25 protein-coding genes and 1 tRNA gene are annotated in these 23,542 nt (G+C 64.1%); 16 read left to right on the top strand and 10 right to left on the bottom strand.

What is annotated here, in order from left to right:
- Positions 1-5: 5 nt before the first annotated feature.
- Positions 6-752: a DsbA family protein gene (locus tag CH306_RS24365; RefSeq protein ID WP_254924069.1), complete on the top strand. Its 747-nt coding sequence runs from the start codon at positions 6-8 to the stop codon at positions 750-752.
- Positions 753-879: 127 nt separating this feature from the next.
- Positions 880-952 (top strand) — tRNA-Ala (locus CH306_RS24360).
- A gap of 115 nt (positions 953-1,067) precedes the next feature.
- Here CH306_RS24360 and CH306_RS24355 read toward each other — a convergent pair.
- Positions 1,068-1,412, bottom strand: a complete 345-nt coding sequence (locus CH306_RS24355) for a histone-like nucleoid-structuring protein Lsr2 (protein WP_094648189.1) — start codon at positions 1,410-1,412, stop codon at positions 1,068-1,070.
- Positions 1,413-1,949: 537 nt separating this feature from the next.
- Here CH306_RS24355 and CH306_RS24345 point away from each other — a divergent pair.
- On the top strand, positions 1,950-3,032 hold the full coding sequence (locus CH306_RS24345) for an N-acetylmuramoyl-L-alanine amidase (RefSeq protein ID WP_094648188.1): 1,083 nt from the start codon (positions 1,950-1,952) through the stop codon (positions 3,030-3,032).
- Positions 3,033-3,043: 11 nt separating this feature from the next.
- Positions 3,044-4,084: a CobW family GTP-binding protein gene (locus CH306_RS24340; RefSeq protein WP_094648127.1), complete on the top strand. Its 1,041-nt coding sequence runs from the start codon at positions 3,044-3,046 to the stop codon at positions 4,082-4,084.
- Between the two features lie 4 nt (positions 4,085-4,088).
- On the opposite strand, the gene CH306_RS24335 is transcribed toward CH306_RS24340, so the two are convergent.
- The 3 genes from CH306_RS24335 to CH306_RS24325 are packed head-to-tail and all read right to left on the bottom strand — an operon-like array spanning position 4,089 to position 6,683.
- The gene (locus CH306_RS24335; protein WP_094648126.1) at positions 4,089-4,502 is read right to left on the bottom strand and encodes a molybdenum cofactor biosynthesis protein MoaE; all 414 of its coding nucleotides are present in this window, start codon (positions 4,500-4,502) and stop codon (positions 4,089-4,091) included.
- Positions 4,495-5,496: a bifunctional molybdenum cofactor biosynthesis protein MoaC/MoaB gene (gene moaCB / locus CH306_RS24330; protein ID WP_094648187.1), complete on the bottom strand. Its 1,002-nt coding sequence runs from the start codon at positions 5,494-5,496 to the stop codon at positions 4,495-4,497. Before moaCB ends, CH306_RS24335 begins: the two co-directional genes overlap by 8 nt.
- Positions 5,493-6,683, bottom strand: a complete 1,191-nt coding sequence (locus tag CH306_RS24325; RefSeq protein WP_094648125.1) for a molybdopterin molybdotransferase MoeA — start codon at positions 6,681-6,683, stop codon at positions 5,493-5,495. The genes moaCB and CH306_RS24325 overlap by 4 nt, the downstream gene beginning before the upstream one ends.
- Positions 6,684-6,860: 177 nt before the next feature.
- Between CH306_RS24325 and moaA the strand changes: the two genes are divergently transcribed.
- Together moaA and CH306_RS24315 are read left to right on the top strand one after the other, a co-directional pair.
- On the top strand, positions 6,861-7,919 hold the full coding sequence (gene moaA, locus CH306_RS24320; protein WP_094648186.1) for a GTP 3',8-cyclase MoaA: 1,059 nt from the start codon (positions 6,861-6,863) through the stop codon (positions 7,917-7,919).
- Positions 7,912-8,166 carry a MoaD/ThiS family protein gene (locus CH306_RS24315; protein WP_094648124.1) on the top strand — a complete coding sequence of 85 codons (255 nt, stop codon included), beginning with the start codon at positions 7,912-7,914 and terminating at the stop codon, positions 8,164-8,166. The genes moaA and CH306_RS24315 overlap by 8 nt, the downstream gene beginning before the upstream one ends.
- Before the next feature lie 47 nt (positions 8,167-8,213).
- On the opposite strand, the gene nadE is transcribed toward CH306_RS24315, so the two are convergent.
- Positions 8,214-9,059, bottom strand: coding sequence for an ammonia-dependent NAD(+) synthetase (gene nadE, locus CH306_RS24310; RefSeq protein WP_094648123.1), 846 nt, complete (start codon positions 9,057-9,059; stop codon positions 8,214-8,216).
- Between the two features lie 61 nt (positions 9,060-9,120).
- On the opposite strand from nadE, the gene CH306_RS24305 reads away from it, so the two are divergent.
- Complete coding sequence (locus tag CH306_RS24305) at positions 9,121-9,903, top strand: fructosamine kinase family protein (RefSeq protein WP_094648122.1); 783 nt, start codon at positions 9,121-9,123, stop codon at positions 9,901-9,903.
- A 9-nt stretch (positions 9,904-9,912) separates the two neighbouring features.
- Here the strand turns inward: CH306_RS24305 and CH306_RS24300 are convergent, their stop codons facing one another.
- The gene (locus tag CH306_RS24300; RefSeq protein WP_032397719.1) at positions 9,913-10,512 is read right to left on the bottom strand and encodes a TetR/AcrR family transcriptional regulator; all 600 of its coding nucleotides are present in this window, start codon (positions 10,510-10,512) and stop codon (positions 9,913-9,915) included.
- Positions 10,513-10,616: 104 nt separating this feature from the next.
- Between CH306_RS24300 and CH306_RS24295 the strand changes: the two genes are divergently transcribed.
- The 7 genes from CH306_RS24295 to nrdF all read left to right on the top strand — a co-directional run bounded on the left by CH306_RS24295 (position 10,617) and on the right by nrdF (position 17,271).
- Positions 10,617-11,183 carry an NAD(P)H-dependent oxidoreductase gene (locus CH306_RS24295; RefSeq protein WP_045195685.1) on the top strand — a complete coding sequence of 189 codons (567 nt, stop codon included), beginning with the start codon at positions 10,617-10,619 and terminating at the stop codon, positions 11,181-11,183.
- Between the two features lie 43 nt (positions 11,184-11,226).
- Positions 11,227-11,349, top strand: coding sequence for a type B 50S ribosomal protein L36 (ykgO, locus tag CH306_RS24290; protein ID WP_032397721.1), 123 nt, complete (start codon positions 11,227-11,229; stop codon positions 11,347-11,349).
- A gap of 411 nt (positions 11,350-11,760) precedes the next feature.
- The gene (locus CH306_RS24285) at positions 11,761-11,994 is read left to right on the top strand and encodes a redoxin NrdH (RefSeq protein ID WP_032398330.1); all 234 of its coding nucleotides are present in this window, start codon (positions 11,761-11,763) and stop codon (positions 11,992-11,994) included.
- Positions 11,995-12,018: 24 nt separating this feature from the next.
- Positions 12,019-12,480, top strand: a complete 462-nt coding sequence (gene nrdI, locus CH306_RS24280; protein ID WP_032397722.1) for a class Ib ribonucleoside-diphosphate reductase assembly flavoprotein NrdI — start codon at positions 12,019-12,021, stop codon at positions 12,478-12,480.
- Positions 12,481-12,516: 36 nt separating this feature from the next.
- On the top strand, positions 12,517-14,682 hold the full coding sequence (gene nrdE, locus CH306_RS24275; protein WP_094648121.1) for a class 1b ribonucleoside-diphosphate reductase subunit alpha: 2,166 nt from the start codon (positions 12,517-12,519) through the stop codon (positions 14,680-14,682).
- Positions 14,683-14,749: 67 nt separating this feature from the next.
- On the top strand, positions 14,750-16,144 hold the full coding sequence (locus CH306_RS24270; RefSeq protein WP_094648120.1) for a DUF2252 domain-containing protein: 1,395 nt from the start codon (positions 14,750-14,752) through the stop codon (positions 16,142-16,144).
- Between the two features lie 161 nt (positions 16,145-16,305).
- Entirely contained in the window at positions 16,306-17,271 is a 966-nt protein-coding gene (nrdF, locus tag CH306_RS24265; protein WP_008717549.1) for a class 1b ribonucleoside-diphosphate reductase subunit beta, read from the top strand.
- Between the two features lie 24 nt (positions 17,272-17,295).
- On the opposite strand, the gene CH306_RS24260 is transcribed toward nrdF, so the two are convergent.
- The 4 genes from CH306_RS24260 to CH306_RS24245 all read right to left on the bottom strand — a co-directional run bounded on the left by CH306_RS24260 (position 17,296) and on the right by CH306_RS24245 (position 20,032).
- Complete coding sequence (locus CH306_RS24260) at positions 17,296-17,493, bottom strand: hypothetical protein (protein WP_032397724.1); 198 nt, start codon at positions 17,491-17,493, stop codon at positions 17,296-17,298.
- Between the two features lie 3 nt (positions 17,494-17,496).
- Entirely contained in the window at positions 17,497-18,414 is a 918-nt protein-coding gene (locus tag CH306_RS24255; protein ID WP_032397725.1) for an SPFH domain-containing protein, read from the bottom strand.
- Positions 18,415-18,513: 99 nt separating this feature from the next.
- Positions 18,514-18,987 (bottom strand): NUDIX hydrolase, encoded by a 474-nt coding sequence (locus CH306_RS24250; RefSeq protein ID WP_032397726.1) that lies wholly within the window; start codon positions 18,985-18,987, stop codon positions 18,514-18,516.
- Between the two features lie 4 nt (positions 18,988-18,991).
- Positions 18,992-20,032 carry an ABC transporter substrate-binding protein gene (locus CH306_RS24245; protein WP_094648185.1) on the bottom strand — a complete coding sequence of 347 codons (1,041 nt, stop codon included), beginning with the start codon at positions 20,030-20,032 and terminating at the stop codon, positions 18,992-18,994.
- A gap of 347 nt (positions 20,033-20,379) precedes the next feature.
- Here CH306_RS24245 and ctaD point away from each other — a divergent pair, with 347 nt between their 5' ends.
- Both ctaD and serB read left to right on the top strand, forming a co-directional pair.
- Positions 20,380-22,170, top strand: a complete 1,791-nt coding sequence (gene ctaD / locus CH306_RS24240) for an aa3-type cytochrome oxidase subunit I (RefSeq protein WP_032397727.1) — start codon at positions 20,380-20,382, stop codon at positions 22,168-22,170.
- Between the two features lie 145 nt (positions 22,171-22,315).
- On the top strand, positions 22,316-23,542 hold the full coding sequence (gene serB / locus CH306_RS24235; protein ID WP_032398333.1) for a phosphoserine phosphatase SerB: 1,227 nt from the start codon (positions 22,316-22,318) through the stop codon (positions 23,540-23,542).

The following is a 23,542-nucleotide window of genomic DNA, read 5'->3' as shown; positions in this document are numbered from 1 at the left end:
GCTGTGTGAGCCAGAAGAAGACATCCAGTACGAAACACACACCCGAGGCAACCTCGAACACGATGACCTACGTATTGGGCGGCATCGCATTCGTCGTAGTGGTGGTCGTCATCGGGGTGGCGATCATGTGGCAGAGCGGAAGCGACGCTCCACGCAACGACGGCTACGGAACGGTCAAGAATCCGGCGGTCGAATTGTCGTTGCCGGGTGACGGGGTGGTTCAGCTGTCGCGTCCGGAAGCGCAGCGAGTCATCGATGTCTTCGAGGATCCGATGTGCCCGTTCTGCGGCGACCTCGAAGTGAAACACGGCCAGGAGTTGGCTCAGAAAATCGACGACGGCGTCGTCTCGGTGAATTACCACCTGGTCAATTTCCTGGATCCACAATCGGCGTCCGGTGACTATTCGACGCGTGCCGTTGCGGCGTCGCACTGCGTGGCAGCGACGGAGAACGCGCGGGTCTACTCCGCATTTCATGCCGGGCTGTTCGACCCGGAATTTCGCCCCGAAGAAGGAAGCGACTCCGACCGGACCGATGCCGAACTCGCAGAACTCGCTCGATCCGCAGGAGCGAGCGATCTGGCGACGGACTGCATCTCCGCCGGTGCGCAGCGCGAGACGGCAGTGGCGGATGCGAACACAGGACGGGATGCGCTGGCGGCGTCGGGTGCCCGCGGAACACCAGGAGTCCTCGTCGACGGTCAGGTTGTCGATGCGCTCGGTGACTCGGAATGGCTGGCGTCGATCAACTGATCTGGGGGCGTTCGTGCGGCCGGTCGTCGAGGATTCGGTACCGGCTGCACCAGGTGATTTGTTGCTGCTGCGACCGATGGTGTAACTTCGTTCGAGCAACCGCATGAGCGGGAGCACGCAGTAACTCGGGGCTATGGCGCAGCTGGTAGCGCACCACACTGGCAGTGTGGGGGTCAGGGGTTCGAGTCCCCTTAGCTCCACCGAGAATAAGAAAAAGCGTCGCCCCCGGGCGGCGCTTTTTTGTGTTTCGGTGACACCGACCGCCGAGTCGGCATCCGGGCGTCGTGCCGGGATGCCGACTCGACTGTCGTCAGCTCAGTGCGCGGCGTCGAATGCTTGCTCGACCTCGGCGGGAATTCTGCCGCGGGCCGAGATGTTGTGTCCGTTCGCCTTGGCCCATTCTCTGATGGCCTTGGTCTGATTGGCGTCGCGCTTGGCACCGGTTGTGGGGGCGCTCGACTTCTTCGTTCGCTTTCCACCGACCTTGGTGGAGTGCTCGATGTAATAGTCGAGTTTGCGGTGAAATTCCTTCGCGTTCTTGTCGCTCAGGTCGATTTCGTAGCTGACTCCGTTGACCGAATAGGTTATGTGTTCGCCACCGGATTCGATCGGTTTTTCGTCGATGTCATCGACAAGTTGCACATAGACTTTTCTGGCCATGCTGAAGCTCTCCAATGATGCAGGGGATGATGCGGGGATGTCCAGATCGAACTGATGCGACTATACGGCTGAACATTGTGTTCATCCATGCGGGTCGTGGGATTGTTACGCGTTTCGCAGAATTCCCACAGATATCGGCTCGCCTCTTCTCCGAAACCGACGAGGTGATTGTCCGTGGCATTCTCTCGGCGATCGGTGTTCGTCGTTATCCGAGAGAAAGACGAACCGTCCGGTTCGAATTGGTAGTGCCATCCATTGGGTCGGTTCGAGTGCGATCGAGCGACGATGTGCCGGTACCACTCTGGATCGGTGGCCTCGGGCTACGAATCGGTCACGAAACGCAATCGTTTTACTAACGAAAGATCACTCGATACTCGTCGATCGCGGTATCTGCTTCACTTGATGCGCAAGTGTCTGTTGTGACGTGTGGAGTCCCGTGATGCGGTGACCCGTTCGGATCAGCGGTGTCCGAGGGGCCGAAAGGGGAGTTGCGCAGCGAGTACCACCGTTGCGCCAGACCATATGAAATCTGCACCGATGACCAGGTCGGCACTGACGGCGCTGATGTGCGCCGGAATTCTCGGTGCCGGGGTACTCGCGTCCGTACCGGCCAGTGCGACGCCGGCAGACACGGCACCTGCCGCGAGTACGGAACTGTCCGGAAAGACGGTGTTCCTCGACCCGGGCCACCAGGGCACCGCACATTCGGAGAATCTGCAGCGGCAGGTGGACGACGGGCGCGGCGGCACCAAGGATTGTCAGACCACCGGCATGACCACCCTGGACGGTGTGCCCGAGCACACCATCAACTGGAAAGTCAGCGAACTCGTTCGATCGAGCCTGGAGAGTCTGGGTGCGACGGTGAAGACGAGTCGAGCAGACGACACCGGATGGGGCGGATGCGTCGACGACAGGGCGCGGGCGGCCGGCGAGTCCGGGGCCGACGTCGCCGTGAGTATCCACGCGGACTCCACGAGTACGACGACCGATGCCGACAAGCACGGTTTCCATCTGATCGTGCCCACGCTGCCGATTCCGAACGCGGCTGCCGACGCTGCCCAGTCCGAGGGCGGACGCTCGGCATCGACGCTGATGCGGGACTCCTATGTGCGGGCCGGATTCGAGCCTGCCAACTATGCGGGAGTCGAGAACGGGATACAGGAGCGATCCGATGTCGCCGGGCCTGCACTGACCACGGTGCCCCTCGTGTTCGTCGAGATGGGCAACGGATCGAACCCCGACGACGCAGCTCTTCTCGAGAGCTCGGACGGTCAGCTGAAGCATGCGATCGCCATCTCGACGGGAATCATCGACTACCTTCTCGGGGCCGAAACCCCGTCCCCGTCAGCAACTGCCGCCACCACGCCGGCGTCTGCCGCCACCACGACACCCGCTTCCCCTGACCCGACTGCGACGACCGGCACCGCCGCAACGGCACCCGGCGGCGTTGGCCCCACGGCCGAGGGACGCAGCGCGTTGTCCCGGTTGCTCGAGAGTGTGTCGCCGTACGTCGACTCGTTCGGCGTCGACGGCCTGGAAGGACTGGCGACCTCGGGCAACGTGAGCAGTGTGTCCACGTTCGCGCAAGGCCTGCTGAAGCAGATTCTCGCCGACCGGTAGTCTCGGACGCCGTGGCGCGTCGACGAATTCCGGTGGTGATAGTGGCCGGCTTTCTCGGCGCGGGTAAGACCACCCTCCTGAACCACCTGCTGCGCAACGATTCCGGCATCCGAATAGGTGTTGTGGTCAACGACTTCGGGGCGATCAACATCGATTCGATGCTCGTGGCCGGCCAGGTCGATTCGATGGTCTCCCTCGGCAACGGCTGTATCTGTTGCGCCGTCGACATCAGCGATATGGACGCGATGTTCGATGTCCTCGCACACCGCCGGTCCGCCATCGACGTGATCGTGGTCGAGGCCAGCGGTCTGGCCGAACCCCGCAACCTCATCAGGATGGTCCGCGGTAGCGAGAACGAATTCATCGTCTACGGCGGGCTCGTCGGGGTCGTCGACGCGGTCGAGTTCCCGCAGACGCGTGCGCGGCATCCAGAGATCGACCAGCACCTGCAACTGGCCGATCTGGTGGTGCTGAACAAGTCCGATGCGGTGACCGAGTCCGAACGCTCCGCGGTGCGCTCGACGGTGCAGGCCGTCGTCGCAGATGTGCCCGTCGTACCCGTTGCCTTCGGTCGCGTCGACCCGCTGCTGCTGTTCGATCGGCGCGAGGATCGGTCGGTGGATTCGGCAATGGCGGTGCAGCTGTCGTTCGACGAACTACTTCGGGAGAACCACGATCACGACCACGATCGTCACCTGCACGCGCAGTACTCGCACACCGAGTTCGTCAGTACGGATCCCGTCGAACCCCGGCGACTGATCGAGTTCCTGGAGAATCCTTCCGGAAATCTCTACCGCATCAAGGGATTCGTACACTTCGGCATCGCCGGCCACACCCAGAAGTTCGTCGTGCACACGGTGGGTCGACACATTCGATTCGAGGTCGCGTCGTGGTCGAGGGGTGAGCCCGTGCAGACCTCACTGGTGCTGATCGGTAGCGATCTCGATGCCTCGGCCGTCGAGCAGCGGTTGCGCGCGTGTGTGCGAGGACCGGACGACCCCGACGACGCCTCTGCGATGCTTCCGGTCCATCGCTACCTCGAGACCGGTTAGCTCGCTAGAGCCCGACCCACTCGGTGCGTCCGCCCTCGAATCCCTGACGCTTCCAGATAGGGACCTCGGCCTTGATGCGCTCGACGAGTCGCGCGCAGGCTTCGAATGCCTCGGCGCGATGAGCCGAGCCGACGGCGGCGACGAGTGCGAGGTCGCCGACCCGGAGATCGCCGACGCGGTGCACTGCGGCGACCGCCAATCCGGTCTCTGCCGATACCTCCGAGCAGCATCGGTTCAGGAAGCGTTCCGCGTCGGGGTGGGCTCGGTATTCGAGGGTTTCCACGGCATGTCCGCCGTCGTGGTCACGAACGATTCCGCTGAACAGCACGACCGCTCCGTGTCGCGAATCCTGCACCGCTGCTTCGACTTCGGCGGTACTCAACGGTTCACTGGAAATTCGTGCGACGAGTTCACTCATCGTGGGGGCCTCCTCCGGCGATCTGTGCCAGTACATGGTCGAGGAGCGGGTCGAGGACGGAGAGTCCATCCTTCACACCGCCCGGTGAGCCCGGCAGGTTGACGACGAGCGTGCGTCCGATCAGACCCGAGACACCGCGGCTGAGCACCGCATGAGGCGTCGCGGATGTTCCGCGGGTGCGGATCGCATCGGCGATCCCCGGCATGTCGATGTCCAGGAGTGCCGCCGTCGCCTCCGGGGTCGCGTCCGTGGGGGACACCCCGGTTCCGCCCGTGCTGACGATCAACGACGGTCCGCCGCGCAGGGCGTCGTGCAGTCCGGCCGCGATGTCGGCATCGGCGTAGACCAGTGGGCCTCGCACGGCGAAGCCTCGATCGGTCAACCAGGTGGCGATGGCGGGGCCGGTGGTGTCCGGTCGAGTTCCGCGCGCGCCGCCGGTGGAGGCCACCAGAACCACTGCGGACCGTGCGGACTCGAACACGGGATCACCCGCAGCCTCGTCGGCGCCCTCCGCACCGTCCCGTTGCCAATGCCCGTGTTTGCCGCCGTCTTTCGTGAGCAACCGGACGCCGTTCATGGTGGCACCGGGATCGACGGCCTTGACCATGTCGTGCAGGGTCAGGCCCGCGACGGCGACCGCGGTCAGTGCTTCCATCTCCACCCCGGTGCGTCCGGTGGTGCGGGCGGTGGCCTCGACCGTGATGGACGACTCGGTGAACCCGAACGAGATCTTCACCGAGGAGAGGGCGAGCTGATGACACAGCGGAATCAGGTCCGATGTCCGCTTCGCTGCCGAGATGCCGGCGATGCGGGCGGTGGCGAGGACGTCGGCTTTGGGCATGTCGTCCGCACGTACGAGGGCGATGACCTCGGCAGTGGTGACGAACTCACCGGCGGCGACGGCCGTGCGCGAGGTTTCCTTCTTGTGCGCCACATCGACCATGCGGGCGCGGCCCTGATCGTCGAGATGAGACAGCTGGGCATCGGTGGTCACAGCGGCCACACCTCCACGTCGGATCCTGCAGCGAGTTCGGTTGTCTCGGAATCGATGTCGATCAACACATCGGCCCATGCCAGTGCGGCGACCAGGTGCGAGCCGGGGCCGGCGACGAGCTCCACCCGACCGTCCTCGCGCATTCGGCCTCGGAGCAACTGTCGTCTACCGGGCGGTGACACGATCGATTCGTGCAGGGCCGCAGTGGTCGAGAGCACCGGAGGCAGGCCGGCCGCTCGCCGAACGATGTTGCGCGCGAACATGATGTACGAGACGACGGTACTGACGGGATTGCCGGGAAAACTGAGCACGGGAACACCGTCGAACAGCGTCATGCCCTGCGGTCCGCCCGGCTGCATGCGAACCGATCCGAAATTGCCGCCGAGCGGTCGGAGCACGTCCTTGACCACTTCGAAGTCGCCCATCGACACTCCGCCGGACGTGATGATCAGCTCCGCCGATTCCGCTGCCGCGTCGAGGATCTCGCGGAAGCGGCTCGGCTCGTCCGAGCTGCGCGCGACGGAGACCACCTCGGCACCGCTGGCGCGTAGGTGTGCGGCGAGGGTGATCCCGTTCGAGTCGTAGATCTGACCGGGCGTCAGCGTCGAGCCGGCGTCGACCAGCTCGGCACCGGTGGTCACGACGGCCACACGAGGACGTGAGCGGACCTCGAGCTCACCGAAGCCGACGGCAGCGAGAACGGAGATGTGGCGGGGTTCGAGCACTCGACCCGACTCGACGAGGACTGTTCCGACCCGCACGTCGCTTCCCTGTTCGCGTACGAATGCACCTGCTGCGCGGCTCTTGTGGATCGTCACCGAACCTTCCGCCGCCACGGAGGTGTCTTCGACGGGGACGATGGCGTCCGCTCCGTCCGGAATGGGGGCACCGGTCATGATCTTGGCGGCACTGCCCGAGGCGAGCACTGCCGATTCCGTCGGGCCTGCGGCGATGATCGTCGAGACCGGAAGCGTCACCGGGGTGGTGGACACGGATCGCGAATCCACGGCGTAGCCGTCCATCTGCGAGTTGCGGAACAGGGGCAGATCGACCGGGGACCGTACGTCCTCGAACGAGACGCGTCCCAGCGCGTTGTCGAGAGCAATTCGCTGAGCTGTTCTCGTGGTCAGCGCCGCGAGCAGAGTGTCGACCGCGGCGGCGTGTTCCTGGACCGATACAGCGGTCACCGTGCGGATCCAGTGATCGCGTGCGTGTGCTCAACCGTCATGGGTGCCAATCCTAAGCACGCCGGTCCGTCGACTCGGTGTGGGCTGCGGCATAATGGGTAGACACATCTACGACAGACGTGATTTTCGACGGAGACGAGGTACGAGGTGACGGTGGACAGTGTCACCTCGCTGGGCATTCCCGGGTTCGGTACCGCCACGGGTTCGGCGGCAGGCAGTGCGAACTCCGTGTCCGACCGGCCGGACGTGCCGCATCTGATCGATCGTTTCGGCCGAGTGGCCCGCGACCTGCGCGTCTCGATCACCGAGAAGTGCTCGTTGCGCTGCACCTACTGCATGCCCGAGGAAGGCCTTCCGGCGATCCCGGCTGCGGCGCTGCTGACACCCGCCGAGATTGCCCGAGTGGTCTCGGTGTCGGTACGCCTGCTCGGTATTCGGGACGTGCGCTTCACCGGAGGCGAGCCGTTGATGCGCCGCGATCTCGACGAGATTCTGCGGCTGTGCGCCGACGTCGCGGACGGTGTGCCGCTGTCGATGACCACCAACGCCGTCGGTCTCGAACATCGGGCACAGTCGTTGGCGGACGCCGGGTTGACCCGAGTGAACGTCTCGTTGGATTCGGTCGACCGCGAGGATTTCGCGCGCTTGACCCGACGAGATCGGCTGCCGTCGGTGCTCGCCGGAATCAGGGCAGCGCAGCGTGCCGGGATCGGGCCGGTCAAGGTCAACGCCGTTCTGATGCGCGACACCCTGTCGGGTGCCGTCGATCTGCTGCGCTGGTGCCTCGACGAAGGCGTTGCTCTGCGCTTCATCGAGCAGATGCCGCTCGACGCCGACCACGAGTGGGCCCGCGCGAACATGATCGATGCCCAGACCCTGCTCGACGAACTGTCCACCGAGTTCGACCTGCGTGAGGTGGGGCGCGTCGATCCCTCCGCCCCGGCCGAGGAATGGAGTGTCGACGGTACCGACGCCACCGTCGGCATCATCGCGTCGGTGACCCGCTCGTTCTGCGGTGATTGCGACCGCACCAGAGTGACTGCAGAGGGAACGATTCGGTCCTGTCTGTTCAGCGACGACGAAACCGATCTGCGGGCAGCTCTGCGCGGCGGTGCCACCGACGACGAACTGGCAGCCGTGTGGCGTGGGGCGATGTGGAACAAGTGGGCGGGTCACGGCATCGACGCCGACGGCTTCGTACCTCCCACTCGCAGCATGGGAGCCATCGGTGGGTGAGACCCAGGTGGAGGTGCGGTACTTCGCTGCAGCGGTCGACGCGTCGCACTGCGAGTCCGAGTACCTGACCGTACCGATCGGAGCCACTCTCGCAGATCTGCGGGAGCTGATCCTGTCCCGGCACGGCGCGCCGATGGAGCCGATACTCAGGGTGTCGGCCTACCTGGTCGGAGACGATCTCACCCGCGATCTCGGGCGCGTGATCGGCGGCAGGGTCGACGTACTGCCACCCTTCGCAGGCGGCTGAGCGCACGCGGTTCGCCGCGCCGCCACCGGCAGGTGGCGGCGCAGGATTCAGCTGCTCCTCTTCCACCAATCGTCGAACGGCGTCACGGGCACCGTGCGTTTGTGCCGAGTTGCGAGGAACATCGTCTCCAGCTTGTCGGCGATCTCCTCGGTGACGTCCTTGCCCTCGAGGTAGTCGTCGATCTGTTCGTACGTCACGCCCAGCGCTTCCTCGTCGGGTAGCGCGGGTCGATCGTCTTCGAGATCGGCGGTGGGAATCTTGCGCCAGGTGCTCTCCGGGGCTCCCAGTTCGCGCAGCAGCGCTGCACCCTGACGTTTGCTCAACCCGGTGAGCGGAGTCAGATCGACCCCGCCGTCACCGAATTTGGTGAAGAACCCGGTGATCGCCTCGGCGGCGTGGTCCGTGCCGACGACGACGTAACCGAGTTCGCCGGCAAGGGCGTACTGCGCGACCATGCGCTGGCGCGCCTTGATGTTGCCGCGGACGAAATCTCGAATTTCGGTACCACCGAGTGCCTCCGCCGTCGCGGCCGCTGCGGCGTCGGCAGCGGCTTTGATGTTCACCGTCACCGTGCGGTCGGGATCGATGAATTTCAGCGCGATCGATGCGTCGGCCTCGTCGGCCTGCACGCCGTAGGGGAGTCGAACGGCGACGAACTCGGCCTCGTGTCCGTCGGCTCGGAGCTCCGTCGCTGCCTGTTGGGCGAGCTTGCCGGTGAGCGTGCTGTCCTGACCGCCACTGATGCCGAGTACGAAGCCCGAGGCCGGGGTCGACGTCAGGTAGTCCTTCAGGAAGTCCACGCGCCTGCGGACCTCCGTGATCGGGTCGATGGTCGACTGCACGGCCAGCTCGCGCATGATCCCCGAGCGCAATTCCGAGTTGATGTGTCCCATCACGTCATCCTAATGACGGGTGCCGGTGTGGTGCTTCGCGCCGTGCGTAGTGTCGACGGACGTGAGTGGATCCTCCGACACCTTCGTCAAGCGAAACCCGCACGCGCATCCCGATTTCTTCGCGGCCGAGGCCGCCGGGCTTCGGTGGCTCGGCGACGCGGCGGCCCCTGTCGTCGGAGTCCTCGGGCACGGCCGGACGTACATCGAACTCGAGCGGCTGATTGCGGCCCGCCCCACGCCGGGCGCAGCCGAACGATTCGGCCGCGCTCTGGCCGCGATGCATTCCGCCGGAGCCGCCGGGTTCGGTACGCCACCGGTGGATGCCGACGGCGTCGCCTTCTCGGGTCAGCTGTTCATCGGTGCTCGGCCCATGACCAGCACAGTGCACACCTCATGGGGAGCGTTCTACGCCGCAGAACGAGTGTTGCCGTTTCTTTCGATCGCGCAGGACGCGGGCACTGTGACGCCCGGGGAGGCGGCGATCGTCGAGTCGGCGTGCCGACGTATCGCGGACGGCGACTTCGACGATGCAGAGCCGCCGAGCCGTATTCACGGTGATCTCTGGAACGGCAACGTGTTCTGGACCGACGCGGGAGTGGTGCTCATCGACCCGGCGGCGCACGGTGGGCACCGCGAGACCGATCTGGCGATGTTGGCGCTGTTCGGTTGCGCCCACCTCGACGCCGTCGTCGGCGGCTACGAGACGGTACGGCCGCTGCGATCCGGGTGGCGCGAGCGCACGGCCGTGCATCAGCTGCATCCACTCGCAGTTCATGCTGCCGGTCACGGCCGTTCCTACGGCACGGCGCTGCACGCGGCGGCTGGGGCCGTCGTCGGGCTGTGAGCGAAGGATCTACCGAGTGCGAGTTGCTCGGCGTACCAGATCTTCCCAGCCGTCGGCCAGGCGATCCATCGGCATCCCCAGGTCTCGGTACTGGTGGAGTACCAGCGTGGCTTCGAGCGGTGTGAGCAGCCAGTACGCGAGCAATTCGAGATCCCCGTCCACCTCGGCTGCGCGGAGCAGCGACAGGACGTGGGTGAAGTTGACCATGTGCGCCGGGGCGGAGTATCGCGCGTCGTCGGCGCTCTCCGCGGCGCGCAGCACTTCCCCCTGGACGTTGACGAATTCGAGTCGAGCTCGGCCGAAGGCGACGAGACGATCGATGGGGTCGGCACCCGGACCCAGCGGGGGTTCGCCGAACATGAACGAGTGCTGCAGTTTCTTCTCGGTGTGGTCGAGCAGCGCGCGCATCAGCCCGGCCCGGTTCCCGAAGCGACGGAACACTGTGCCCTTGCCCACTCCGGCCTTGCTCGCCACGGCGTCCATGGTGATGGCATCGGCTCCGACGGTCGCCACCAGATCGGTTGCGGCGTCGAGGAGCAGGCGACGGTTGCGCGCTGCGTCGCACCGTTCGGATTCCTCGCCCGCTATGGGCAGCATCGGGCCGGTCACAGTGGAAGCCTACCTTGCCGGGAACATAAATGGACCACGGTCCGTTTGCATGGTAGGAATTGATCCGACGATCACGTCAACCGAACTTGCGAAGGAATAACCTCATGTCAGACGCTCATGTACTCGTTCTCGTCGGAAGCCTGCGCGCCGAGTCGGTGAACAAGCGAATCGCCGAGACTGCTGTCACAGTGGCTCCCGCCGGTGCCGAAGTAGTGGTGTACGACGGTCTCGGAGACGTCCCGTTCTACAACGAGGACATCGATGTCGAGGGATCGGCACCTGCAGCCGCGCTCGCTCTGCGGGCCGCTGCCGAGAAGGCTACGGCGTTGTTGTTGGTCACGCCCGAATACAACGGCACCATCCCGGCCGTGCTGAAGAACGCCATCGACTGGCTCTCGCGCCCGTACGGTGCGGGTGCCATGGTGGGCAAGCCGGTCGTCGTGATCAGCGCGTCGCCCAGCGGCAACGGAGCCAAGTGGGCGCACGAGGACACCAGCAAGGCCGTACGCATCGCAGGCGGAACCGTCCTCGAGGACGTCCAGCTCTCCATCGGTGGAACCATCGACAAGTTCGGCTCGGCCCACCCGCGCGAGAACGTCGAGGTCTCCGGCGAGATCGGGCACGTCGTCGCCGAACTGGTGAAGGCCGCCGACGATCTCGTGAGTGCGTGACCATCTCACGGTTTCGATAATCGTTTTCATGTAGACTGGTTGCATGAAGGTGAGAAACTCGGTGAAATCGCTCAAGAACAAGCCCGGCGCACAGGTCGTTCGGCGCCGTGGCACGGTGTTCGTGATCAACAAGAAAGAACCGCGGTTCAAAGCGCGCCAGCGTTGACGATCGCGTGATCGACCGCGAAGGACCCTCGGAGACATCCGGGGGTCCTTCGTCGTGTCCGGGAGTGTCGGCGGTCGTCGGCACTGGTCACGGTTCAAGCCGAGTTTCGTTGTGATGGACAACACGTGGCCGGTGTGACGTGCGACACGCCGATATGGGTCGATTCTCGTGGCTCGACAACGCCGTGACCAGCGAATACCACGGATGTTGTTCGCAACATCTCGTGTTCTAGGCAGATGTCGGACACTAGGTGTAGTGTTTGACCGACCGAGAGGCCACAACTCGAAGAACGTGCACAAACGGGTTCGAGCAGGTCGAAGTCGCCCTGAGCGGGAGATGTTCTCGGTGCCACACGCAGAGCACATCGGTCGCGTCGGTGCACCCGATGGCGACAACGGAAAGAGGGACACCATGAGCATCACCGTTTACACCAAGCCCGCCTGCGTTCAGTGCAATGCCACCTACCGCGCCCTCGACAAAGCCGGTATCGAGTACTCCGTGATCGACATCTCGCAGGATCCCGAAGCACGTGACTACGTCATGGCACTCGGTTACCTGCAGGCTCCGGTTGTCGTCGCGGGCGACGATCACTGGTCCGGCTTCCGTCCGGATCGCATCAAGACCCTCGCAGCGAACGCTGCTTGAACAGTACGAGAGAGTGAGTGAGCGGTGAGTTCGCAACCGCAGTCCTCCCACTCACTGGTCTACTTCTCCAGCGCGTCCGAGAACACCCATCGCTTCGTCTCGAAGCTGGACATTCCCGCGACACGAATCCCTCTGCGTGATCCGAACGGCACCTTTCGTGTCGACTCTCCCTACGTACTCATCGTGCCGACGTACGGGGGAGGGACCACGTACGCCGGCCGCGACACCAACTACGTCCCCAAGCGAGTGATCAAGTTTCTCAACGACGAGCACAACCGTTCGTTGATCCGAGCTGTCATCGCTGCCGGAAACACGAACTTCGGTGACTCGTTCTGCTTTGCGGGAGATGTCATTTCGCAGAAGTGCGCAGTTCCGTATCTATACCGATTCGAATTGATGGGCACCCCCGAGGACGTAGTGCGGGTCCGCGAGGGGCTGGAGGACTTCTGGGAACGTGAAGTCCGACGCGCCGCCCACACGCACTAGAGCACCACACCCCACATACCCAGTAGGAGCATCGCCGTGGCACCGACCATCACCGACGCAGCACCCGTACTCACCACCGTCCGCGGCGACGGCGACATGGATTACCACGCGCTCAACGCGATGCTCAATCTGTACGGCCCCAACGGTGAGATCCAGTTCGAGAAGGATCGCGAGGCTGCCAATCAGTACTTCCTGCAGCACGTCAATCAGAACACCGTGTTCTTCCACGATCTGGACGAGAAGCTGGACTACCTCGTCGAGGAGAACTACTACGAGCCCGAGGTTCTGGATCAGTACTCTCGCGAGTTCGTCAAGTTCCTGATCAACCACGCGTACTCGAAGAAGTTTCGGTTCCCCACGTTCCTCGGGGCGTTCAAGTACTACACCTCGTACACGCTCAAGACGTTCGACGGCAAGCGTTACCTCGAGCGTTTCGAGGACCGGGTGTGCATGGTGGCGTTGACGCTGGCCGCCGGCGACGAGGCTCTGGCCACCGATCTGGTCGACGAAATCATCGCCGGCCGCTTCCAGCCCGCGACGCCGACCTTCCTCAACTCCGGCAAGAAGCAGCGCGGCGAGCCCGTGTCCTGCTTCCTGCTGCGCATCGAGGACAACATGGAGTCCATCGGCCGCTCCATCAACTCCGCCCTGCAGCTGTCCAAGCGCGGCGGCGGAGTTGCGTTGCTGCTGAGCAATATTCGCGAGGCCGGCGCGCCCATCAAGCGCATCGAGAACCAGTCCTCGGGTGTCATTCCGATCATGAAGCTGCTCGAGGACTCGTTCTCGTACGCCAACCAGCTCGGTGCACGTCAGGGCGCAGGCGCGGTGTACCTGCACGCACACCATCCCGACGTCTACAAGTTCCTGGATACCAAGCGTGAGAATGCGGACGAGAAGATCCGCATCAAGACGCTCTCGCTCGGAATCGTCATCCCGGACATCACGTTCGAGCTGGCGAAGAAGAACGAGGACATGTACCTGTTCTCGCCGTACGACGTCGAGCGCATCTACGGTGTGCCCTTCGCCGACATCAACGTGTCGGAGAAGTACTACGAGATGGTCGACGACAAGCGGATCCGCAAGACCAAGATCAAGTCTCGCGAGTTCTTCCAGACTCTGGCCGAGTTGCAGTTCGAGTCCGGCTACCCGTACATCATGTACGAGGACACCGTCAATCGTGCGAATCCGGTCAAGGGCAAGATCACTCACTCCAACCTGTGCTCGGAGATCCTGCAGGTCTCGACGCCGTCGACGTTCAACGACGATCTCTCGTACAGCCATGTGGGCAAGGACATCTCGTGCAACCTGGGTTCGCTGAACATCGCCAAGACGATGGACTCGCCCGACTTCGGTAAGACCATCGCCGTGGCCATTCGTGGCCTCACCGCGGTGTCCGATCAGACGCACATCTTCTCCGTGCCGTCGATCGAGCAGGGCAACAACGATTCCCACGCGATCGGCCTCGGGCAGATGAATCTGCACGGCTACCTGGCGCGCGAGCGGATTCACTACGGCTCGACCGAGGGAATCGATTTCACGAACATCTACTTCTACACCGTGCTGTTCCACGCGCTTCAGGCGTCGAATCAGCTGGCGAAGGATCGCGGTCAGTACTTCAAGGGTTTCCCCGAGTCCAAGTACGCGTCGGGTGAATTCTTCGACAAGTACACCGACCAGGTCTGGGAGCCGGCCACGCCCAAGGTCGCGAAGTTGTTCGCCGACTCGGGCGTATCGGTTCCCACCCAGGCGGATTGGACGAGGTTGAAGGCGTCCGTGCAGGAGCACGGCATCTACAACCAGAACCTGCAGGCCGTCCCGCCGACCGGCTCGATCTCGTACATCAACAACTCCACCTCGTCGATTCACCCGGTGGCGTCGAAGATCGAGATTCGCAAGGAAGGCAAGATCGGTCGCGTCTACTACCCGGCTCCGTATCTCGACAACGACAACCTGGATTTCTATCAGGATGCCTACGAGATCGGATACGAGAAGATCATCGACACCTACGCTGCCGCAACGCAACACGTCGATCAGGGTCTGTCGTTGACGCTGTTCTTCAAGGACACCGCCACCACTCGCGACATCAACCGTGCGCAGATCTACGCATGGCGCAAGGGCATCAAGACGCTGTACTACATTCGTCTGCGCCAGTTGGCCCTCGAGGGCACCGAGGTGGAGGGTTGCGTGTCCTGCATGCTGTAGCCGACCCGGTCGGTCGAGCTGTGGCCGATACCGCGATCTCGCGGCGCGTTGCGGAGCATAATCAGGCATGGACACCGAGGCGGACGACGAGGTCGAATCCGATATCGATGTGAGAATTGCTCGGAAGGATGCACGTCCTTCCGAGCAATTCTTGCGTGGCCGACACGCCCGTCGGCGCGTACCCCGCAGCGGGTTGGCCGAATGGGATCCGGTCTCGCGTGGTCACGATGCGCTCGACACGGTGCTCGCGCAGAACATCATTCGGGTGCCGGAGCTGCTGCCGATCCGCTACGCGAGAATGTCCGCATCGCCGTGGACCTACTTCCGCGGTGCCGCGGCCGTGATGGCAGCCGACCTCGCGTCGACTCCGCACACCGGCGTCGAGGTCCAGCTGTGTGGCGATGCCCACGTGTTGAATTTCGGATTGTGGGCCACTCCCGAACGGAACCTGTACTTCGACCTCCGCGACTTCGACGAAACGCTGCCCGGCCCGTTCGAGTGGGACCTCAAACGGCTGGCGACCTCTCTCGTGGTTCTCGGGCGGGAGAACGGGGTCGATGCGCGACGCTCCGATCGGGCGGTGTCGGCGATGACGGCTGCGTACTGCCGAAAGATGAGGGCATACGCGAGCACGCCGGAGATCGACATCTGGTACGACCGCATCGACGTCGCCGGTCTGCTCGGTCACTTCTCCTCGGGCATCGCTCGACACGCAGAGAAACTCATCGAAACGAAAGCCGAGCGTCGTACCAGCCGTGGGGCGTCCCGCCAGTTCACCGAGACGAGGGACGGTCGTCGAAGGATTCGCGAGGACGCACCTTTTCGCACTCACGTCGGTGATTCCCAGATCGAGCTGGTGCAGGCGGTGATCGCCGGTTACAGCGAGTCGGTCGACGACCACATCTGGAGTCTGCTGACCAGATTCCGGGTTCTCGACGTCGTGCGGCAGGTGGTCGGCGTCGGGAGCGTCGGAATGCGGGTGTATCTGGCGCTGCTCGAAGAACGTCGAACGAAGGATCCGTTCTTCCTGCAGATCAAGCAGGCAGGGCCGTCGGTGTTCGAGCAGTTTCTCGAACCGAGCCGGTACGACAATCACGGTGCCCGCGTGGTCAACGGGCAGCGAATGCTGCAGAGCGCGACCGACATGTTCGTGGGATGGACGGCAGTGGGGACCATGAACTTCTACGTTCGGCAGTTCCGTGACATGAAGGTCATTCCCGACGGCGAGATCATCGGGCCGTACCTCACCGAATTCGCCACCGCATGCGGTGAAGTTCTCGCGCGAGCGCATGCCCGCAGTGGTGACGCGGAGGCGATCGCCGACTACCTCGGCCGCGGAGACAACGTCGGTCGGGCGATGGTGAGGTTCGCCCATGCCTACGCCGATCAGAACGAGCGTGATCATGCGCAGTTGGTCGCTGCCGTCGAGGCCGGAACCGTCCCGTGCTCGGTGGGGTGGTGACCGACCGAAGCAGCCGTAGAGGTCATCCCTGCGGGCAACACTCCCGGCACACTTTGTAGTGCCTACCGGACTTGTCGGACACAACGGGTAGTGTTCGTATCAGCGGCCTTTCACGTAGCTCCGTCCCCGTCTCTCGCTCATCGACCTGTAGGTAGGCACCCATGGTAAAGCTCATCGATCGCGTCTCCGCGATCAACTGGAATCGGGTCCAGGACGACAAGGACTCCGAAGTGTGGGAGCGCCTCACCAGTAATTTCTGGCTGCCCGAGAAGGTGCCGGTGTCCAACGACATCCCGTCGTGGGCAACGTTGACCGCCGTCGAGAAGCAGTTGACGATGCGTGTGTTCACCGGGTTGACACTGCTCGACACCATCCAGGGCACCGTCGGCGCTGTCAGCCTCATCCCGGACGCCATCACTCCCCACGAGGAAGCGGTGTACACCAACATCGCGTTCATGGAGTCGGTGCACGCCAAGAGCTACAGCTCCATCTTCTCCACCCTCAGCTCCACCCGCGACATCGACGATGCATTCCGCTGGTCCGAGGAGAACGTCAACCTCCAGCGCAAAGCCGAGATCGTCCTGAACTTCTACCACGGTGACGATCCGCTCAAGCGCAAGGTGGCGTCGACGCTGCTGGAGTCGTTCCTGTTCTACTCCGGCTTCTACCTGCCGATGTACTGGTCCTCGCGGGCCAAGCTCACCAACACTGCGGACCTGATCCGTCTGATCATCCGCGACGAGGCCGTGCACGGGTACTACATCGGCTACAAGTACCAGAAGGGTCTAGAGAAGGTCAGCGAGGCGCAGCGCGAGGAACTCAAGAACTACACGTTCGAGTTGCTGTTCGAGTTGTACGACAACGAGGTCGAGTACACCCAGGACCTCTACGACGAGATCGGCCTGACCGAGGACGTCAAGAAGTTCCTGCGGTACAACGCCAACAAGGCACTGAACAATCTCGGCTACGAGGGCCTGTTCCCCAAGGACGAGACGGACGTCAACCCGGCGATCCTGTCGGCGCTCTCACCCAACGCCGACGAGAACCACGACTTCTTCTCCGGCTCGGGTTCCTCGTACGTCATCGGCAAGGCCGTCAACACCGAAGACGAGGACTGGGACTTCTAGAGATTCGTTCGCGAGTCGGGCCGCTCACTCTTTCGGTGGGCGTCCCGGCGCGCGAATGTCCTGTGCATCCTTCGGCATTCGGCCCTGCTCGCTCAATGCTCGACGCAGTAGGAACTCGATCTGAGCGTTGGTGCTCCGGAGATCGTCGGAGGCCCAACGGGCGAGGGCGTCGTGCACCGTTGGGTCCAACCGCAGCAGAATCTTCTTACGTTCGACGGCCATGGCTCACTGATACAGCGATCCGGTGTTGACGACAGGTTGCGTGTCGCGGTCGCTGCACAGCACCACGAGCAGATTCGACACCATCGTGGCCTTGCGCTCCTCGTCGAGCTCGACGACGTGCTTCTCCTCCAGCTTCCCGAGCGCCATCTCCACCATTCCGACGGCACCTTCGACGATCTGCTGACGGGCCGCGATGACCGCCCCGGCCTGCTGACGTCGCAACATGGCCTGGGCGATCTCCGGGGCATAGGCCAGCCGGTTGATTCGTGTTTCGATCACCTCGACACCGGCCGAACGCACTCGTGCGTGCACCTCCTCCGACATGGCAGCGGTGATCTCGTCGGCGTTCTCCCGCAACGACATTCGTCCTTCGGCGTCGTACGGATAGCTGCCGGCGATGTGGCGGACGGCAGACTCGGTCTGGACGGCGACGAACTCCTCGTAATCGTCGACCTGGAACGATGCCAGTGCGGTGTCGGCAACCTGCCAGACGACGATGGCGGAGATCTCGATCGGATTGCCGTCGGCGTCGTTGACCTTCGATTGGCCGGTCTCGTGGTTGCGGATTCGCGTCGAGATGGCCCGGCGGTAGGTCAACGGATTGGTCCAACGCAGCCCCGGCGTCCGCAGGGTGCCGCTGTACGAACTCCCGAGAAGCTGAAGAACGCGAGCCTGATTCGGCTGCACCAGCGTCAGGCCCATGAGTGCGGGCAAGGAGAGGACGAACAGGACGACTCCGGTCACGACCAGTGCGACGACGGTGAACACGAGTCCGAGCGCGAACGCGGCGATTCCGCCGAGGAACAGCGCGAGACCGATGCCGAGCATCGACCAGCCGGGCAGATCCCAGCCCGGGCGCTCGGCGATGGTGGTGGTCGGGGTACCCGTCGGCTTCTCGGCGACGGTTGCAGGTGCGGACATGAGAACCTCCCTCTCGATGGTGATACTAAAGTGATATCACATTAAGCATCGACGAGCACGGAAATCTTGGGAACCGCTCACTGTCGTTCGGCGGGGGAGTCAGCGCCGGAACCACGCCGACGGCTCATCGGCGATGGCCTTCTCGATTCGCAATCGCGAAGTGGCCGTGAGGTTTTCCGGGAGCGCGTCGAGTGCGAACCAGGCGACGTCGAGATTCTCGTCGTCGGCCACGTGAGGAATGCCGCCGGTGTACCGAGCAAGAAACGTGATGTCGAGATACTGCGCGACGTCGCCGTTGGGGTACGTGATCGGCTCCGTCACGTCGACACTCGTCAGTCGCACGATCGTGGCGTCGACGCCGGTCTCCTCCCCGATCTCACGCAGGGCGGCCGGAGCAGGTTCCTCGCCGGGCTCGAGGATTCCGGAGACCACGGCCCAGGTGTTGTTGTCCGCGCGCAGAGTCAGCAGCACACGCCGGTCGTCGTCGAGGACGACCGCGCTGACACCGGACAACCACAGCGGCGACGTGCCGACGACGCTGCGCAGCGCCTGCACGAATTCGGGAATGGGCATCGCGTCAGGAGACGTAGGCGTTCAGCGACGCGGACAGATCGGCCAGAATCGCCCGAGCCGCGACGACCCCACTGCCGGACCACACCGTGTCGTTCACCGCGAACACACGACCGTCGGTGACCGAGCCCAGATCGTGCCACGCGTCGCTGTCCATCACCTCGCGGCCGAACGTCTCGCCGTCGGGGCCTGCGAATCGCACGTAGACGATGTCTCCCTCCACCGGCGAGAGATCGTTCGCCTCGACCGAGAGATCGGCGTCGCGCTGGCTCTGCGGTCGCGCGACACCCACTTCGGCGATGACCTGGCCGGCAAAGGAGTTCGGACCGTCCACTTCGATGGAGTCCGCGTCGAATCGAACGACGGACGCCTGGGTCTGGGTGGCGTCGATCTCGCGACCGACCCGCTCGGCATCCGCGGTGAACGACGCGAGTGCCTCGAATCCTGCCTGGCCGCGACCGAGCGCAGCCGCGGACTGCAGGAACGTGTCCTTCCACCCCTGTCCGGTCGCCGTGAAGACGGTCGGGGCGATGGCCGTCAGGTCGTCGTAGGTGTTCGATCCGAGAGAATCGGCACCCAGGATCAGGTCGGGATCGAGGGCGGCGATGGCATCGATGTCGGGTGCACCCACCGGGCCGACGGACGGGACGGACGCCAATCCGGTGCCCAGATACAGCGGTTGATCGCCGTCACCGCGGAAATCGGGGTCGATCGTGGCCGCTCCGACGACCCGCTCCCAGATTCCGACCGCGCAGCTCGCGTCGAGGCCGGCGGCGTCGAGCACGACGATGCGCTGCGGGTCGGCCGGAATGGCGCTGATCCCCTCGGCATGTCCCACGGGTCGGGTGTCACCCTCGATTCCGGTCGGGTCGAGTGGTGCGAGCGCGGGGCACAGTCCCACGGTGTCCCGATTGTTCCCGACCACTCCGGCACCGGCGATGTTCGTGGTGGTGCGGATGATGGTGGATGCGTCGTCCTGCGCTTCGGAATCGGAGCAGCCGACCAGCGCCATGGTGGCGGCAAGGCACACGGCGGCGACGGCGCCCATCCTGCGCGGCGCACACGAACGGGGGAGTCGTGGGTGGAGTGGCAACGCGGGACTTCCTTCGACGGGTCGGGTGGTCTCACACAGTATCGGAAGGCGGCCGTCGCAGAACACTCGAACGGACGCCGTCGAGCGTCCGGAATCGGCGACGATCGAAGCGTTGTCGAATGCGTCCGAAAGGCCGACAGCGCAGGCAGATCGCGCGATGTGGGCGTGCTCGATCGGGGCCAATACGACACACGGTAGGACCGGTTCGGCAAGTGTCGGTCCGACGGTCTACGATTCGAGGAGCGCACGACTAGATGACGTCGCCTCGTGGTTCGAGGTCCGACGCGCAATCAGGAGGATCTGTGACTGCCCTAGCGCCTAGGCCCGCTCCCGCGGTGGATGCTGCTCGGCCGTTCCCGCCGCGGACGGGACCGAAGGGGTCGTTCCTGCACAAAGCGGTGACGACCACCGATCCCAAGGTGTTGGGAATCATGTACATCGCGACATCGTTCGCGTTCTTCCTGATCGGTGGACTCATGGCGCTGCTGATGCGCGCCGAGTTGGCCATTCCGGGAATGCAGTTCCTGTCCAACGAGCAGTACAACCAGCTCTTCACCATGCACGGCACCATCATGCTGTTGCTGTACGCGACGCCGATCGTCTTCGGATTCGCCAACTACATCCTTCCGCTGCAGATCGGCGCTCCCGACGTCGCGTTCCCGCGGTTGAACGCGTTCTCGTACTGGCTCTACCTGTTCGGTGCGTTGATCGCCACGGCCGGATTCATCACCCCCGGCGGTGCTGCCGACTTCGGGTGGACCGCGTACACCCCGCTCACCTCGGCTCTGCACTCGCCCGGCGTCGGTGCGGACCTGTGGATCATGGGCCTGGCCGTCGGCGGTCTCGGCACCATCCTCGGTGGCGTCAACATGATCACCACCGTGATCTGCCTGCGTGCTCCCGGCATGACGATGTTCCGCATGCCGATCTTCACCTGGAACATCCTGGTGACGTCCATCCTGATCCTGCTGGCATTCCCCCTGCTGACGGCTGCGTTGCTCGGGCTGGCGGCCGACCGACATCTGGGGGCGCATCTGTTCGACCCGGCGACCGGCGGAGTGCTGTTGTGGCAGCACCTGTTCTGGTTCTTCGGTCACCCCGAGGTGTACATCATCGCGCTGCCGTTCTTCGGAATCGTCTCCGAGGTGTTCCCCGTCTTCTCGCGTAAGCCGATCTTCGGCTACTCGGGTCTGATCTACGCGACTATCGCCATCGCCGCCCTCTCCATCGCGGTGTGGGCGCACCACATGTACGCCACGGGCGCGGTGTTGCTGCCGTTCTTCTCCTTCATGACGTTCCTGATCGCGGTGCCGACGGGTGTGAAGATCTTCAACTGGGTCGGCACGATGTGGCGAGGCCAGGTGACTCTGGAAACCCCGATGCTGTTCTCGATCGGGTTCCTGATCACCTTCGTCTTCGGCGGACTCACCGGTGTTCTGCTGGCTTCGCCGCCCATCGACTTCCAGGTCACCGACACGTACTTCGTGGTCGCCCACTTCCACTACGTGGTGTTCGGCACCGTGGTGTTCGCAACGTACGCCGGCATCTACTTCTGGTTCCCGAAGATGACGGGCCGGATGATGGACGAGGCGCTGGGCAAGTGGCACTTCTGGCTGACGTTCTTCGGATTCCACGCCACGTTCCTGGTGCAGCACTGGCTCGGAAACGAGGGCATGCCGCGTCGCTACGCCGATTACCTGCCCTCGGACGGGTTCACCGAGTTGAACGTCATCTCCACGATCGGTGCCTTCATCCTGGGTGCCTCGACACTGCCGTTCGTGTGGAACGTGTTCAAGTCCTACCGATACGGCGAGGTCGTCACGGTCGACGATCCGTGGGGCTACGGAAACTCGTTGGAGTGGGCCACCTCGTGCCCGCCGCCGCGACACAACTTCACCGAACTGCCTCGGATCCGTTCCGAGCGTCCGGCGTTCGAGTTGCACTACCCGCACATGGTCGAACGGATGCGCGCGGAAGCGCACGTCGGGCCGGGAGCGCACGGTGGTAAGACCACCGCCGTCCTCGAACAGGCCCGCCGGGCTCCGATCGCCACCAGCGATCACGAAGGATCCGGAGACCCGGACCCCAAGTAGTCCACAGCAGCAGCGAGAGCCCCTCCCGGCTACCGGGTGGGGCTCTTCGCTTGCGACAATCTCGTGGCGTGTTCGGGCTTGCTCGTCCACCACAGGTGACACGAAGACCTATCCGGCCGCTGGCCGTGTGCGAAAGGGAGATCCGGTGACTTCGAGCGACACCGCAGTGCTGGTGACGGTGACGGGGCCAGACAAGCCGGGCGTCACATCGGTGCTGTTCGCGGCACTGTCACGGCACAACGTCAGCCTGCTCGACGTCGAGCAGGTTGTCATTCGCGGCAGGCTGACTCTGGGCGTTCTCCTGTCCTGCCCCCGTGACCCCGAAGCGCTCCAGGAGGAGCTGGAGGACGCGATGGCGACGGTCGGCGTGCACGTCGATGTCGAGATCGACACCGCGCGGGGCGGCGGGCAGAGCCTGGCCACCCACGTCGTCGTCGTTCTGGGCCGACCCGTGACCGCTCGTGCCTTCAGCACCATCTCCCGTGAGCTTGCCCGCCAGGGAGCGAACATCGACGCCATTCGCGGAATTGCCGACTATCCCGTCACGGGCCTCGAACTTCAGGTGACCGCAACCGACACCTCGCCGGATGCCGATGTGCAACTGCGTGCCGGCCTTGCGGGAATCGCAGCCGGCATCGGCGTCGACATCGCCGTGCAGCGCGGCGGGATCGCACGGCGATCCAAGCGACTGATCGTGTTCGACGTCGACTCGACGCTCGTCCAGGGTGAGGTCATCGAAATGTTGGCTGCCCGTGCCGGGCGAGAGGACGAAGTTCGTGCGGTCACCGAAGCTGCCATGCGCGGTGAGATCGACTTCGCGGAGTCGCTCGAACAGCGAGTTGCCGCGTTGGCAGGGCTGGACGAATCCGTCATCGACGAAGTGGGCGAGAGCCTGGAGCTGACGGCGGGGGCCAGGACCACCATTCGTACCCTCCGTCGTCTCGGATTCGCCTGCGGCGTCGTATCCGGAGGATTCCGACAGGTCATCGAGGGACTCGCACACGAACTCGAACTCGACTACGTCAAGGCCAACACCCTCGAGATCGTCGACGGCAAGCTCACCGGCCGGGTGATCGGAGAAGTGGTCGATCGTGCTGCGAAGGCGACGGCACTGCGCGAGTTCGCGGCACAGTCGGGAGTGCCGATGGAGCAGACAGTCGCCGTCGGCGACGGAGCGAACGACATCGACATGCTGACGGCCGCGGGCCTCGGGGTCGCCTTCAACGCCAAGCCGGCGTTGCGAGAGATCGCTGACACGGCCATCTCGCATCCGTATCTGGACGCGGTTCTGTTCATACTCGGTGTCACCCGCAACGAGATCGAAGCTGCGGACGCGGTCGACGGGGGAGTCCGCCGCGTCCCGATCCCATGA

The sequence above is a fragment of the Rhodococcus sp. 15-725-2-2b genome (assembly GCF_002259075.1).
Taxonomy (GTDB): domain Bacteria; phylum Actinomycetota; class Actinomycetes; order Mycobacteriales; family Mycobacteriaceae; genus Rhodococcoides.
This window is presented reverse-complemented; position numbering and strand designations above follow the sequence as displayed.

What these genes read in the sequence shown, in the direction of transcription:
- CH306_RS24355 (WP_094648189.1), bottom strand. Translation starts at nt 1,412, where the DNA reads ATGGCCAGAAAAGTCTATGTGCAACTTGTCGATGACATCGACGAAAAA.
- CH306_RS24285 (WP_032398330.1), top strand. Translation starts at nt 11,761, where the DNA reads ATGAGCATCACCGTTTACACCAAGCCCGCCTGCGTTCAGTGCAATGCC.
- CH306_RS24260 (WP_032397724.1), bottom strand. Translation starts at nt 17,493, where the DNA reads ATGGCCGTCGAACGTAAGAAGATTCTGCTGCGGTTGGACCCAACGGTG.
- CH306_RS24335 (WP_094648126.1), bottom strand. Translation starts at nt 4,502, where the DNA reads ATGAGTGAACTCGTCGCACGAATTTCCAGTGAACCGTTGAGTACCGCC.
- nadE (WP_094648123.1), bottom strand. Translation starts at nt 9,059, where the DNA reads ATGGGACACATCAACTCGGAATTGCGCTCGGGGATCATGCGCGAGCTG.
- CH306_RS24295 (WP_045195685.1), top strand. Translation starts at nt 10,617, where the DNA reads ATGTCAGACGCTCATGTACTCGTTCTCGTCGGAAGCCTGCGCGCCGAG.
- CH306_RS24245 (WP_094648185.1), bottom strand. Translation starts at nt 20,032, where the DNA reads ATGGGCGCCGTCGCCGCCGTGTGCCTTGCCGCCACCATGGCGCTGGTC.
- ykgO (WP_032397721.1), top strand. Translation starts at nt 11,227, where the DNA reads ATGAAGGTGAGAAACTCGGTGAAATCGCTCAAGAACAAGCCCGGCGCA.
- CH306_RS24250 (WP_032397726.1), bottom strand. Translation starts at nt 18,987, where the DNA reads ATGCCCATTCCCGAATTCGTGCAGGCGCTGCGCAGCGTCGTCGGCACG.
- CH306_RS24255 (WP_032397725.1), bottom strand. Translation starts at nt 18,414, where the DNA reads ATGTCCGCACCTGCAACCGTCGCCGAGAAGCCGACGGGTACCCCGACC.
- CH306_RS24345 (WP_094648188.1), top strand. Translation starts at nt 1,950, where the DNA reads ATGACCAGGTCGGCACTGACGGCGCTGATGTGCGCCGGAATTCTCGGT.
- CH306_RS24270 (WP_094648120.1), top strand. Translation starts at nt 14,750, where the DNA reads ATGGACACCGAGGCGGACGACGAGGTCGAATCCGATATCGATGTGAGA.
- nrdF (WP_008717549.1), top strand. Translation starts at nt 16,306, where the DNA reads ATGGTAAAGCTCATCGATCGCGTCTCCGCGATCAACTGGAATCGGGTC.